This is a genomic window from Epilithonimonas xixisoli (genome assembly GCF_004365655.1).
GTDB classification, from domain to species: Bacteria; Bacteroidota; Bacteroidia; order Flavobacteriales; family Weeksellaceae; genus Epilithonimonas; species Epilithonimonas xixisoli.
In genome coordinates this window covers 651377-665366 of record NZ_SOEO01000001.1, presented here as the reverse complement: position 1 = coordinate 665366, position 13990 = coordinate 651377, and the positions used below count along the sequence as shown (strand labels likewise).

The window sequence follows — 13990 nt, the reverse complement described above, 5'->3', positions numbered from 1 at the left end:
GTAGTTTTAATCATTAATGAATCAAACTACTTTCACAAAATATTAACACCGTTAGTTATACTAACATTTTTAAGCTTAAGCAAAAATCAATATTAAAATAAACTATTATGGAAACTAAAATTTAAACGCCACCGAATGTTATATTTTTTTGAACAAACTATTAACACTGTTAGGAAAAATAACTACAAAACTATTAAGAACATATCTAACTTAATCTATAATTCAAACTCCAAAATGAAAACTATTACAAAAATAAAATTTATCATACTTCTATCGGGTATCATACTTTTACAAAACTGCACAAAAGCAGCTGAAGGTGCAGGCGCATTACCACCAGCTCCGGAATTGCCTGTTTATACGGTGATTACTTCCAACACTTCAACTTTTCAGGAATTCCCAACCGCTTTGGAAGGAAAAAACAATGTCGAAATCAGATCTCAAGTCGATGGATATCTTGATAAAATATTTGTTGAGGAAGGTGCTTTCGTAAGAGCGGGACAGCCTTTGTTCAAAATCGATTCCAGATCTTACGGCGAACAAGTCAATATGGCAAGCGCGAATTTGCAAGCGGCAAACGCCAACATTCAAAAAATGAAAGTTGAAGTTGACAGACTCACAACCTTGGTTGCTGAAAAAGTAGTTTCTGACGTTCAGCTAAAAACGGCTAAAGCCAATTACGCAGTAGCAGTGGCGACAGCAGCTCAGGCAAAAGCATCTTTGAGCGGTTCCAGAATTACTAATGGTTTTACCACTATTACAGCGCCTGTCAGCGGATATCTTGGTAGAATTCCTTACAAAAAAGGAAGCCTGATTTCCAGAACTGATGCTACTCCACTGGCTTTCGTATCTGATATTAGCGAGATTTATGCCTACTTTTCCATCAGTGAAATCGATTTTATTGCATTTCAAAAGAAATATGTTGGCGCAACGCTGGAAGAAAAAATGAGAAATATGCCTTTGGTGGATTTGGTTATTGCTGATAACACGACCTATTCTGAAAAAGGAAAAATGAAAATGATTGATGGTCAATTTGATAAAAGTACTGGTGCCATCACAGTTCGTGCGACTTTCCCAAATCCTAACGGAACTTTGAGAAGTGGAAACACCGGAAAAGTGAGAATGCCTCAATTATTATCAGATGCAGTTGTCATTCCGCAAGAATCAACATTTGAAATTCAAGATAAAACTTACGTTTACGTTCTTGGAAAAGACAAAAAAGTAACCAGTAAACCAATCACAATTTCTGGAAAAACTGACAATTATTACTTCATTTCCGAAGGACTTAAAAAAGGCGATCAGATTGTCTTCACTGGTTTGGGTAGCTTAAAAGATGGCGTATCCATCAAACCAAAAATGATCTCTTCTGACAGCTTATTGACAGCAACACCTTTATAGTACGTTAAATTGTCGATTTGTAAAACTGTTGAATCGTTGAATCCAAAAACGATTTTACAAATTCACAGTTTAACGGCTCAACAAAAACTAAACTTCTTATGCTACAAAAATTCATAGAAAGACCAGTACTCTCAACGGTTATTTCGATCATCTTATTATTATTGGGAGCACTTTCGGTGTTTCAATTGCCGATCACATTGTTCCCCGACATTGCGCCACCAAGCGTTCAGGTAACTGCATCATATCCTGGTGCAAATGCCGAAGTTGTCGCACGTTCTGTTGCCAATCCAATCGAGGAAGCTGTGAATGGTGTGGAGAATATGACTTACATGACATCGAATTCCAGTAATGACGGATCGATGACTTTGAGTATCTTTTTCAAACAAGGTTCAGATCCGGATAATGCTGCGGTGAACGTTCAAAACAGAGTTTCCAAAGCCATGAGCCAGCTTCCACAAGAGGTTGTTCAGGCTGGGATCTCGACTCAGAAAGTTCAGAACAGTATGATTATGTTTATGGGACTTTCAAGTAGTGATCCTAAACAATATGACGAATTATTCCTACAGAATTATCTGAAAATCAATGTCATTCCACAAATCCAGCGTATTCCCGGAGTTGCGCAGGCTCAGGTTTTCGGCGCCAGAGATTACTCGATGAGAGTTTGGCTGAAACCAGACCGATTAGCTGATAACAATCTTTCGCCTCAGGAAGTTCTTGCTGCCATCAAAAATAGCAATCTTGAAGCGGCGCCTGGACGATTGGGACAAGGTAGTAAGGAAACTTACGAATACATTTTAAAATACAAAGGAAAACTTAACCAAAATACAGATTACGAAAACATCGTGATCAAATCCAACAATGACGGTTCATTTTTGAGATTGAAAGATGTAGCAAGAGTTGAATTTGGTTCTTACAGCTACACCGCATCCAACAGAGTTGATGGAAAACCAGTTGCTGGTTTCGCAATTCTACAAACGGCTGGTTCCAATTCCAACGAGATCATTACGGAGATTGAGAAGCAAGTTGAAGAAATGAAAACAACGCTTCCTAAAGGTGTGGAGCCGATCATTATGTACAATTCCAAAGACTTTTTGGACGCTTCGATCCATCAGGTTGTGGAAACTTTGGTGATTGCTTTTATACTTGTTTTCATTGTGGTTTATATTTTCCTTCAGGATTTTAGATCGACTTTGATTCCGGCAATTGCGGTTCCAGTCGCGATTATCGGAACATTTTTCTTCCTTAATTTATTCGGATTCAGTATCAATATGTTAACCTTGTTTGCGTTGGTTCTGGCCATTGGTATTGTCGTCGATGATGCGATTGTGGTTGTCGAGGCTGTCCATTCCAAGATGGAACACACAGGTTTGCCAGTTGAGCAAGCCACAAGAGAATCGATGAGTGAGATTTCGGGAGCAATCATCTCCATCACTTTGGTAATGTCAGCGGTTTTCGTTCCGGTTGGCTTTATGCAAGGTCCAGCAGGAGTTTTCTACAGACAGTTTGCATTTACATTAGCGATTGCGATTTTAATTTCTGCAGTCAATGCATTGACATTAAGTCCAGCTTTATGTGCTCTTTTACTAAGTAATCCTCAAGGTGAACACGGCGAGCACGGTCAGAAAAAAGGTTTTGGAGCGAGGTTTTTCAACGCTTTCAATGCGGCCTTCAATAATATGACTCGAAAATATATTTACAGTCTTAAATTTTTAATTAAAAATAAATGGGTCGGTGTTGGCGGACTTGTCTTGATAACGGCGTTTACAATTTTCTTAATTAATAAAGCGCCTACAGGATTTATCCCAACGGAAGATCAAGGTTTTGTTTTGTTCGCTGTGAATACGCCTCCAGGAAGTTCATTGGAAAGAACGCACAAAGCCACTGCAGAAATTGACAAGATCATCAACAAAGAAGAATCCACAAAACATCTTTGGGTAGCAGACGGTTTAAATTTCATCAGTAATGCCAACGCATCGCCTTACGCTGCAGGTTTTATCAAGCTAAAAGATCAGGACAAAAGAGGCGCAATGAGTGATCCAGATCAGATTGCTGCGGCATTAACAGGGAAAGTTTCTCAAGTGAAAGACGCGAGTACCTTCTTCTTCAACTTCCCTACTGTTCAAGGTTTTGGTAACGTTTCAGGATTTGAGTTTATGCTTCAGGACAAGACCAACGGTTCTTTTGAACAATTGGGAACTACAACTCAGGCTTTCATTGGCGAATTGATGAAACGTCCGGAGATTGCGTTTGCTTTCACAACTTATGCCGCAGGAAATCCTCAATATACGATTGAAGTTGATTCTGATAAAGCCAATCAATTAGGTGTTTCTGTAACCGACCTGATGCAAACGATGCAAATCTATTACGGAAGTAGTTTCGTTTCCGATTTCAACAGGTTTGGAAAATACTACCGTGTGATGGCTCAAGCCGATGTTCCTTACAGAACCGACGCCAATTCACTTGAGGGAATCTATGTAAAAAATAACCAAAGCGAAATGGTTCCAGTGAAAACTTTGGTGACCTTGAAAAGAACTTTCGGACCAGAAACGGTGACTCGAAATAACCTTTTCAACGCCGTGACAATCAATGGAACGCCGAAACCTGGTTACAGTACGGGAGATGCGATCAAAGCAGTTGAGGAAACTGCGAAACAATCATTGCCAAGAGGTTACGGTTACGAATGGACAGGAATCACGCGTGAAGAGATCAAAACGGGTGGACAAACCGGATTCATTTTCCTTCTAAGTATTTTGTTCGTGTACTTCCTGTTGGCGGCGCAGTACGAAAGTTACATCCTTCCTTTTGCAATTATTTTAACGATTCCTACAGGTATTTTCGGAGTGTATGCTTTCACAGGTTTGGCTGGAATCGATAATAATATTTACGTTCAGGTTGGATTGATTATGCTCGTTGGATTGCTTGCGAAAAATGCGATTCTGATTGTGGAATTCGCGGTTCAAAGACGAAAAGCAGGCAAAACTTTGATTGAATCTGCGCTTCAAGCTTCGAGGTTAAGATTAAGACCAATTTTGATGACATCATTTGCTTTTATCATTGGGATGTTGCCGTTGGTTTGGACGCAAGGTGCGGCTGCAAAAGGAAATCACTCCATTGGAATCAGTACAGTTGGTGGGATGTTTACAGGAGTAGTTTTCGGGATTTTCATCATCCCGGTGATGTACGTGATCTTCCAATATCTGCACGAGAAAATGCCCAGTAGAAAGAAACGTAAACTTAGAAAGGAAAAAGCAGCTTTGAATTATATTTAAACTGATAAAATTTGTAGCATTGTTTTGGGCAGCTTTTCCGCCTTCCACTCCCAATCTTTTTAGCCAACGCTAATGCCCAAGCAAAAAAAGGATTTCCGTTCAAGTCGGGCTGCGTGAGATTCTATGTTCAAAACAATGCTCTAAATAATTATATAAAAGAAAATAAATGAACACAATAAATAAGATAAAAGATATTTTGGTGGCCATCATCGTCGCAGGAGGTGCAGTTTCCTGTATGCCAAAATTAGCTTTAGAAAAAGTAAAACCCGATGTGCCAGAACAGTTTCAATATACGGCTACAGCGGACACAGCAAGCGTTGCAGATTTGGAATGGAGGCAATTCTTTAAAGATCCGATCTTGCAAAACTTGATCGAGAAAGGAATCAAAAATAATTACGATTTGCAAATCGCTTTGAAACAAGTGGCTTCTTCACAGGAACGATTACTTCAGGCAAAATATCTGCAATATCCGGACATCACTTTTGGCGTTTCGGGACAAATCTCGAAGCCTTCCAAAAATAGTATGAATGGGCAAAGTCTTAACTTATTTTTAGGACAAAGCCACGTTGAAGATTATAATGCGGCTTTCAATTTAAGTTGGGAAGCTGACATTTGGGGAAAGATTAAAAAGCAGCAGGAAGTTTCCAGAGTTCAATATCTGCAAACTTACGAAGCTTCAAAAGCAATCCAAACTCAAGTTGTCGCAGCGATTGCGCAAGGCTATTACAATTTGCTGATGCTTGACAAACAAATGAATGTTGCGAAATCTAACTTGGAACTCAGCAAAAATACTTTGGATGTCACAGAGAAAATCTGGAAAGGTGGCGAAACGACTTCTTTGGGCGTTCAGCAGGCGAAAGCCAGAACAGAATCAACTGAACTTTTGATCACGCAACTGGAACAAAATATTGCCATTCAGGAAAATGCATTAAGTATTTTGGTGGGTGAAAATCCAGATAGAATCAGCAGAACGATTGAAATGTCCGATTCATCATTACCACAAAATATTTCGACCGGAATTCCAGCAGCGATGGTGAGTCGTCGTCCGGATGTTCGTCAGCAAGAATTGGTTTTGTTGGAATCCAATTCTCTGGTAGGAATTGCGCAGGCAAGTATGTATCCAGCGTTGAAAATCACGGCAAATGGTGGTGTGAATTCATTTAAAATTGATAACTGGTTTCAGATTCCGGCTTCGTTGTTCGGTTCTGTTTTGGGAGGAATCACGCAACCGATTTTCCAAAAAAGGCAATTGAAAACCGACTTGAATGTCGCGAAAATCCAAAGAGAAAAAAATGTTTTGGCTTTCCGTCAATCTGTTCTGAATGCTGTTGGCGAAGTTTCTGACGCATTAGTTTCCAATGAAAGTTTAAAAGCTCAGGAAGTGAAAGCTTCGGAACAAGTGACGACGCTGAAAGACGGAATCAAAAGTGCCGAACTCCTTTACAAAGGCGGAATGGCAAATTACCTGGAAGTGATAACAGCTCAGGCAAATTCACTCCAAGCAGAATTGAATCTGGCTTCCATCAAGAGACAAAGACTCAGCAGTATTGTTGATCTTTACAGAGCTCTTGGAGGCGGATGGAAATAAATAAAGTTTAAGTTATTTTTTGTTAAAAGTTACTTTCGGGTAACAAGAATGGTCGGAAAAGTTCCGGCCATTTTTCATTAATATAAACAATTTAAGAACAAAAAAGAGTGAGCCAAATGGTTCACTCTTGTATTATTTAAACTGATTGTACAATTAAAAAGGATAGCCGATCGCAATATTCAAAATCAAATTGTCTTTTCTCCAACTGCCGTCTCCAAATTTAACTTTATCCAAAACCCAACGTTCATCTTTTGCATAGTAAGGAACTCTGAGAGGCATCGCCAAATCCAATCTCAAAACCAAGATTGAGAAATCCAAACGCAAACCGACGCCCGCTCCCACTGCAATTTCACTCATAAAATCACTGGTAAACTTTGCGCCTGGTCTGCTGTTGATTCCATTTTCGTCGATATCATCGTTCATCAACCAAATATTTCCAGCATCTGCAAACACGGCGACATTCAAGAATTTGTAGAGGTTCACACGGTATTCTGCATTCAGTTCCAGTTTAATGTCACCTGCTTGATCAAAAAGTGCTCTCGTATTTTCGGCAGTTCTTGGATCATAACTTCCAGGTCCCAAAGTTCTCGCACGGAAAGCCCTGATACTGTTACTTCCACCAACAAAAAACTGTCTTGAAAAAGGAATGTGTTCTGAGTTTCCGTAAGGAATTGCCACGCCTCCGATGAACCTCGAAGCAAAGGAAGTTTTCTCAGAGAATTTATGATAAAATCTAAAGTCATTTTCCATCTTCGCATATTGACTGAATGGAACACCGAAGATATTTTTGATGTCTCCATTTTTATAATTTGCGCCAGTCAAAAGTCCCGTGATATTTCCCGCCAAATCCAACATTCCTTTGTAATAGAAAGTATTTTTCTGAGGAAGCATCGTCGTGGAATATGTAAAAGAATACGTTGGTCCGAAAATCAATTGTCTATCCGTTACTCTTTGGAGATATGGATTGTTTCTCTTTAAATCTTCAAATTTCGGCGTTATATTAGCCGGAGAAATTAATGAAACATCAATCAATTTCAGCTCGTGTTCTTTCCTTACATTTTCTTTCCATTGATAACCAAATGATGCATTGAAGGTATTCAAAGTGTACAAAGTCGTTCTGTTTTGGAACTCATATCCAATCTGAATATTGGTTCGAGGCACAAACGCACTTGACGAATTAAATCTGAATGGCGCCACAATTCTCGGAATCGACAATTGCGCATTGGTTCCAGCTCGGAAGATATTTTCCGCATCTGCAGGCCCGCCAATCTGAACATCAAAAGCACCATAAACAGACGCTTTGAATTGTTCTGCCCCTCGGAAAAAGTTTCGTTGGGTCCAGTTGAGATTCAGTTCGCTTCCGGCGTAATTTGCAGAGTTGGTTCTGCCTAAAGCTTCCAAACGCAACGATTGTAACTCTCTCGGCGTCAAAACATAATAAGCATCAAACTTGTGATTCAAAGAATCTGATACGATGAATTCATTTTTAACGAATTTGAAGACGCCTAAACTAATCAATCTATTGAGTGATAAATTATGGTCTTTTCTGTTGTAAACATCGCCTTTATCAAAATACAAAGCCCGGTCAAAAATTCTTGGTTTGAACTTTTTATCTGGATCGACTACATAAATGTCATTGTATTCATAGCCTTTCAGAGAATCTGGATTCATCGGAATGCTGTACTTTCCACGCTTGGCATCGCGAAGATTGTAGTTTGGAAAAACCACCACTTTATCAATCGTGTATTGCTCGGTTGCGAGTTTTGGCGTGTTGTCTTTCAGTTTGACATTCAACTCAACTTTGTGATTTTTACTGACCGTGCTGTCGGCTTGAACAATGATATTATCCGGACTGAAATAATAAAAACCTTTGTCCTTCATCGCATCATCAATTCTTTGTCTTTCAGATTTGATGACTTCCAGGTCAAAAGGATTTCCAGGTTTCAACAAACTTTTATCTTTAATTGCCTGAATTTCCTGATTGATTAAGGTTGAGTCTTGAAGAAAATTAACCTTATTAATCAAATACTGATTACCAGGATTCAAGGTATAAATGACTTGCGCCTTTTTGTTCTTCGAAACCGTGTCGTACTTTGCTTTCGCATTGAAATAACCTTTGTTTTCAGAATAATTGACGATGATATCTTTGTTGAATTCTCTATCAACATCGCCCAACAAAACAGGCTCTTCACCAAATTTGTACTTGAGCCAATATTTCAATCCTTTTTCCTTTTCAGGTTCTTTGGTTGCGTTGTAAGCGTACAATTTTGGTCTCAATCCAAAAAAAGATGAGTTCGGTTTGGGTGTCAGATTTTCTTCCAAAGCACTTTTCAAAGCCTTCTTTTCCTTTTTGGAAATGCTGTCATTTTCCACTTTCACTTCGCCTCCAGTATACAGCATTTCGCCTTCTTTCAGGAACTTGGTGTTGCTACAAGACATCACAAATGCCGTAATTCCCGATGCTAAAAAATATTTACAATATGTATTTAGATTGATCTTCATTTGTAGTTCTTAACTGTTTTTAATCAAATGTTATCGCTATTTCTCAGCAATTTCATTATTTAAATTCCACGACTTCCTTGTCTTGTTTTTTCTTACTGTCTCTGTTGTTTCTTCTTGATTTTCGGAAAATATCAGAGAATTTGTTATAATCCAAAGTGATGATGAAACCAACGCCCGTTTCCACGATTTGCCCTTGCAAAGCCACTTGGTAATCATTTTTTCGATAAGCGCGGAGCATATATCGTCCGTCTCGGGAAAGGCTGTAATCTACGGTCACATCACCGGCGATATTGGTTGTGTTTTCATTTTGTCTTGCTTCGCCTTCCACTCCGAAGTTACTTCCTACAGACACTTTCAAACGATCATTCAATAATTTTTTACTGACATCGATATTCAAATCTGTTCTTGTGTTTTGAGTTCCGGTGGAATAATCTTCGGAAGATTCAAGGTCAAAATTAAGATCAACACCTTTGATCAAATCTGAAGCTAAATTATTAATCTGTTGAGACAAAATCTTACTCACACTTTGTCTCGCCATCGTCTCCGCAGAAACGCCAGAATTACTTTGGAAAGGATTTTCTCCGATGAATCTGTTAAGCAAAAGCATCGCAAAAACCTGTTTGTTCATTTCGTTTTCATCCTCTCGCAGTTGCGCCAATTTACCGTCAATCGTTTCGGTCACCAAAGATGAAACCGAGTTATTTTTTTCGTCTGTGGTAATATCAAAACTGATTTGAGGTTTCATCAATTCGCCTTTCAAAATCAATAAAGTATTGAACGGAATTCTTTGTTTGAATTGGTTCAGTTCTGTATCGGTCATCTGCTGTTCCACCAAATCGATTGGCGCAACATTCGACTTGTAAACCGCCGTAATGTCAAGCGTTGCAGTTGTTGGTTCGCCTGTCCAAGTAATGGTGCTACCTTTCTGAATGTCAAATTTCCTTTTCAATAGGCTCACTGACATATCATAACTTCCTTTCTCTACTTGATAAACACCGACCAAAGTGGTTTTTCCAGAAGGGTCAATTCCGCCCGTCAAATCTGCTTCACCTTGGAGTTTCACAAAATCGCCGTTCGCTTTATCAATGATGATGGACATTTTTGCTTCTTTACTCACTTCAATATTCACGCTCACATCCATTCCTTTGAAGTTGGTTTGAGAATCCAGAGAATCTGTTTTAATCGTTTTGTTCAATGCAATCTGGTCTTGGTCTATGAACTCCACAATTCCGTCTCTTTCCTGCAACGATGGGCTTGACTGAGGAAGTACAAACGTAAAATCTGTATTTTCAGAAACCGCCAATCTTCCGTCCACTTTCGGTAGATCGAGATTTCCGCGAACTTTCAATCCTGCGTCGATTGCCAAGATTCCGTACATCATTGCATCGTTTGATTTCTCAGAATTTACCACTTTGAAATCCTTCGCGTCAAGGTCCAAATTGAAGGCAAAATCTTTATACGTCTGCGTTAAAACCTGACCATTGATTCTTAGAGAATTGCCGTCTTTGTCATTGATTTTGAAATTATCAAATTCAATCCCACGGTTTGTAAATCCAATTTTATCATTGATATTTCTAAAATCACTTCCAGTTTGCGCAATCATCAATCCGACATTATTCATCTTTACATCGCCCAAAATCTTCGGTGCAGTCGTCGTTCCCGTAATTTTTAAATCGCCGGACAGAAAACCTTCCGTATTCGTAATCGCATTCATCGTGAAGCCTTGCAAAGTCTGCATTTGAAGTTGATTCATTGCCAGATTCAAATCAAAACTGCTTGCCGATGTGTTGTAATTTCCAGTGATTTTCACATCGTTATTGTTTCCGGAAAGTGCGATATTGGCATTCAGAACGTCGGGCGTTTGGTTATCAACTTTGATATCGAGATTTCCAACCGGACTTCCGAAAACGAACAAATCCGAAACATCGATGTCCGACATAAACGTCATATTTTTATTTAAATCTCGCAGTTGTGCTGTTCCGTTGATCGTTCCTTTCGCCAGAAGAGAATCTTTTTTGATGATTTCCGTGATGGTTTCAATTTTAAAATCTTTAAGCGAAACATTCAGCGGACTGTTTGGCGACGAATTTTCGGACTGAACCAAAATCTCACTTCCAGCATTCGACAATCTGAAATTATCTGCAAAAATTCCCTGACCTCCGATTTGGATTTTGTTGTTTTCCGCAACCGTCCAATCCATATAGTTTAATTTCAAACCGTTTGGATTTAAAGAGATTTCGGTAATGTCATTCATCGATTTGGCATTTCCGGCAATCAGAAATTGCGTGGCATCTTTATCGTCTTTTGTCGTGATGTTATAATTAATGATATTCTCCGCCACATCGCCGTTGATATTGACTTTGTTCAATGCAAAACTTTCACTTTTCAAAGAAGCGACGTCCAGATTGTATTGCAAAGCCTGGTTTTCATTTGTGATTTTAATGTTTGTATTTTCGAGTGTATTCGTGCCATACAAAACCTGTGGAATCTTTGCGTCCAACTCTATTTTCTGAGAATCTGCGTTGTAATTTCCTACGATGTTGATGGTTTCAAAACTTTTCAAATCCGGAACAAATTTTCTGATCAAGTCATCATTTTTGATGTTTGCATTAAGCGTAAAAAACTGTCCTTCATCAATCTTCTCTTTGCTCGGTTTTTGGAATTGATAATATTGATTGACAGTTTGCGATAATGCTCCGAAAATCTGAGTCAATTTATATTTCCCGTTGAGTTCTACGTCAGCAATTTGCGAATTAAATTTAATCTGATTAGAATCTGGCGTAGAAACCGCCAACAAGTTCATTTCCTGAATCGGATAAACTTCCTTTTCATCGGAAATGGCAAAGTTTTTCAAATTCAAATAACCATTTAAGTTATCTGGGTCAAGACTTGTAAAATCACCATCAATTGCGCCAGCCAAAATCATTGGCGAGCTGTAGAATCCAAGTTTATTTAAATCTAATTTATTGATAGTTCCATTGACTTTTACCGTCGGATTTTTCTCATCATAAACGCCAGAAGCGGTCAGATTAAGATTCGCGTTCGGGTCTTTGGAATTGAGAACAATATTGTAAGCGCCACGATTGATCTTGCCGACCAAATTCATATTTTGATAGCGGTAACCCTTGTACGTCGCAGATTGTACGTTTCCGACAAGATTTGCATTCGCGTTTTTGAAATCGAAACTTTCGCCTTTTGCAGAAATCTGAGCTGTGATTGCGCCCAAATCTTTGTTCTGAATCATCTTCCCGATTTGAAGATTCTGCAAGTTGGCTTTCACATCGTACAACTCACGGTTTTTTCTTCGCATATCAACTTGAGCGCTGATTCCAGCGTTTCCAAGCGTTGAGTGGAGATTCAAATTCGTGTTCACCACTTTCGTCGTTCCTTTCGCAAAACCTTTGATGCTGAAATGCGAAGGCAAAGAAATATTGGATGGAATCGTGCCTTTCGGAACCAAATTGAAAATGGTCTTTCCAGATGAGGCCAATTCGCCAATCTTCAAATCGTAATACAATTGGTCAGGATTCATAGCATTTCGGATTCTTCCCGAAGCGTTCACTCGAAGTTGATCCAGACCGGAAACTTTCAGTTCATTGATGAAAAGGTCGTTTACGGTTCCTCTCACATTGGCATTGACATTCAATGTTGAGTTTGGATATTTGTTAAACGGCGCTGTGTTTCTGAGCGTTGGAACCAAATTCAAAATATCAGTAAAACCGATTTTTGAATCTTTGATGCTTGCCGATATTTTGACTGCGCCAAGATTCGAAGATAATTGTTCGATTGAGTTATAATTAAGAACCACTTCATCTCTCAAAATCGTTTTTGGCGTTTGTAGATAAAGGTCTTTCAGATAAGCTTCTTTGTCAGAATAAACAAAATCCGTATTGAATTTTTGAATATCCAAACCTCGAGATTCCTGAATTTCAGCCGATTTTACACTTCCCACAAAACCATTGTTTTCCATTTTGAAATCACGAACGTCGATATTCATTTTTCCAAAATTCAGATGGTTGAAATCCATTCCGCTTCTGGTTGGCGCAACGGCTGTATTGTTGTAAGCGACTTTTACATCTTCGAAAATCAATTTTCCGAGAAGTACTTTCATCGCTTTTTCCTGCGTTGTATTTTTTGAAACTTCTGTTGTTTTTTCTTCTTTCGGATTCGCATTTGAAGCTGGAAGAAATAAGTTGGCGTTGATTTTTGCGCCCGTCAAATAAACGTTTCCAACGTCAAAAGCATTATTTTGTAAATCAAGATTATTTATTTTTGTGCTTAATTCTTTAAACAAAACTTTAGCAAAAGTCTTGGAATTATCATCGCCGTAATCGATATTGAAATTCGTCAGTTTGATTCCGCTCAATCCCAACTGCATTGGTTTTTTCTGATTGAGAGAATCTACTTTTTCTTCAACATTTTTGGAAACTTCTTCTATTAAATCTTGTTTCAGTTTTAATTTTAAACCATCAAGATTGATGTCGTTGACCGCATATTTGTTATTTTGAAGGTCGAAAGTTTTTACGCGCGTATCGAATGAATTAAAATAAACCTTGATGTCATTTTTAGATTGCTGGTCGTTGAAAGTAACGCCGATGTCTTTCAGATTAATTTTATCAAGAGAAATGATAAACGGTTTGGACGGACTTTCCTCTTTTTCGGAAGTGGCGAATGCATCTAAAATATAATCAAAGTTGAATCTTCCTTTTGGATCACGGACAACATTTGCGCGAACGCCTTCCAAATCTATCGAAGTCAAATCTGCTTTCGACTTCATCAATTGCCACATATCTAAGCCGACATCAAACTTTTTCACCGCCAAAAGTGTATCGATATTTTGACCTTTCAAATGCAGATTTTCAATAACCACACTGCTTGGAAAACCGATATAAATCTTTTCCAGACTTACTTTTGTCTTGATTTTACCTTCGAGATAAGTGATGGCTCTGTCCTTAATAAGATTCTGAACAAACGGCAATCTCAAACTGAAGATGAGCAAAATAAAAAAAACCACAATGCTAATGATGGTTCTGACAAAACGTCTGAGAATTTTTCCTTTGTTGATTTTTTTCAAACCTAGTTTATTTTTTATTTTTAGAGTAAGCAAATACCGTACTATAAAGTTTTATTTATGAATTTTGTGCAAAAAATTACGCTTTCAAAATTTTCGTTTAGTACTTTTGCTTTCCGTTCAAATTAAGTTATTTCTCAAATATATGGAGAATTAGTTTTCGGA

The 13990-nt window shown here is 38.4% G+C and carries 5 protein-coding genes; 3 read left to right on the top strand and 2 right to left on the bottom strand.

Annotation, left to right across the window (positions count from 1 at the left end; translation table 11 throughout):
* Nucleotides 1-234 precede the first annotated feature (234 nt).
* The 3 genes from B0I22_RS03095 to B0I22_RS03085 all read left to right on the top strand — a co-directional run bounded on the left by B0I22_RS03095 (nt 235) and on the right by B0I22_RS03085 (nt 6252).
* The gene (locus B0I22_RS03095; RefSeq protein ID WP_133943181.1) at nt 235-1395 is read left to right on the top strand and encodes an efflux RND transporter periplasmic adaptor subunit; all 1161 of its coding nucleotides are present in this window, start codon (nt 235-237) and stop codon (nt 1393-1395) included.
* A gap of 98 nt (nt 1396-1493) precedes the next feature.
* Entirely contained in the window at nt 1494-4664 is a 3171-nt protein-coding gene (locus B0I22_RS03090; RefSeq protein WP_133943179.1) for an efflux RND transporter permease subunit, read from the top strand.
* A gap of 166 nt (nt 4665-4830) precedes the next feature.
* Nucleotides 4831-6252: an efflux transporter outer membrane subunit gene (locus B0I22_RS03085; protein ID WP_133943177.1), complete on the top strand. Its 1422-nt coding sequence runs from the start codon at nt 4831-4833 to the stop codon at nt 6250-6252.
* A 153-nt stretch (nt 6253-6405) separates the two neighbouring features.
* Here the strand turns inward: B0I22_RS03085 and tamL are convergent, their stop codons facing one another.
* Together tamL and B0I22_RS03075 are read right to left on the bottom strand one after the other, a co-directional pair.
* Entirely contained in the window at nt 6406-8754 is a 2349-nt protein-coding gene (tamL, locus tag B0I22_RS03080; RefSeq protein ID WP_133943175.1) for a translocation and assembly module lipoprotein TamL, read from the bottom strand.
* Nucleotides 8755-8809: 55 nt separating this feature from the next.
* A complete protein-coding gene (locus B0I22_RS03075; protein WP_133943173.1) occupies nt 8810-13828 on the bottom strand; it encodes a translocation/assembly module TamB domain-containing protein in 5019 nt (1672 codons plus the stop codon).
* Between the last annotated feature and the right edge of the window lie 162 nt (nt 13829-13990).

Excerpts from the sequence above, each read along its gene's own strand:
- B0I22_RS03085 (WP_133943177.1), top strand. The coding sequence starts at position 4,831 with ATGAACACAATAAATAAGATAAAAGATATTTTGGTGGCCATCATCGTC.
- B0I22_RS03095 (WP_133943181.1), top strand. The coding sequence starts at position 235 with ATGAAAACTATTACAAAAATAAAATTTATCATACTTCTATCGGGTATC.
- B0I22_RS03090 (WP_133943179.1), top strand. The coding sequence starts at position 1,494 with ATGCTACAAAAATTCATAGAAAGACCAGTACTCTCAACGGTTATTTCG.
- tamL (WP_133943175.1), bottom strand. The coding sequence starts at position 8,754 with ATGAAGATCAATCTAAATACATATTGTAAATATTTTTTAGCATCGGGA.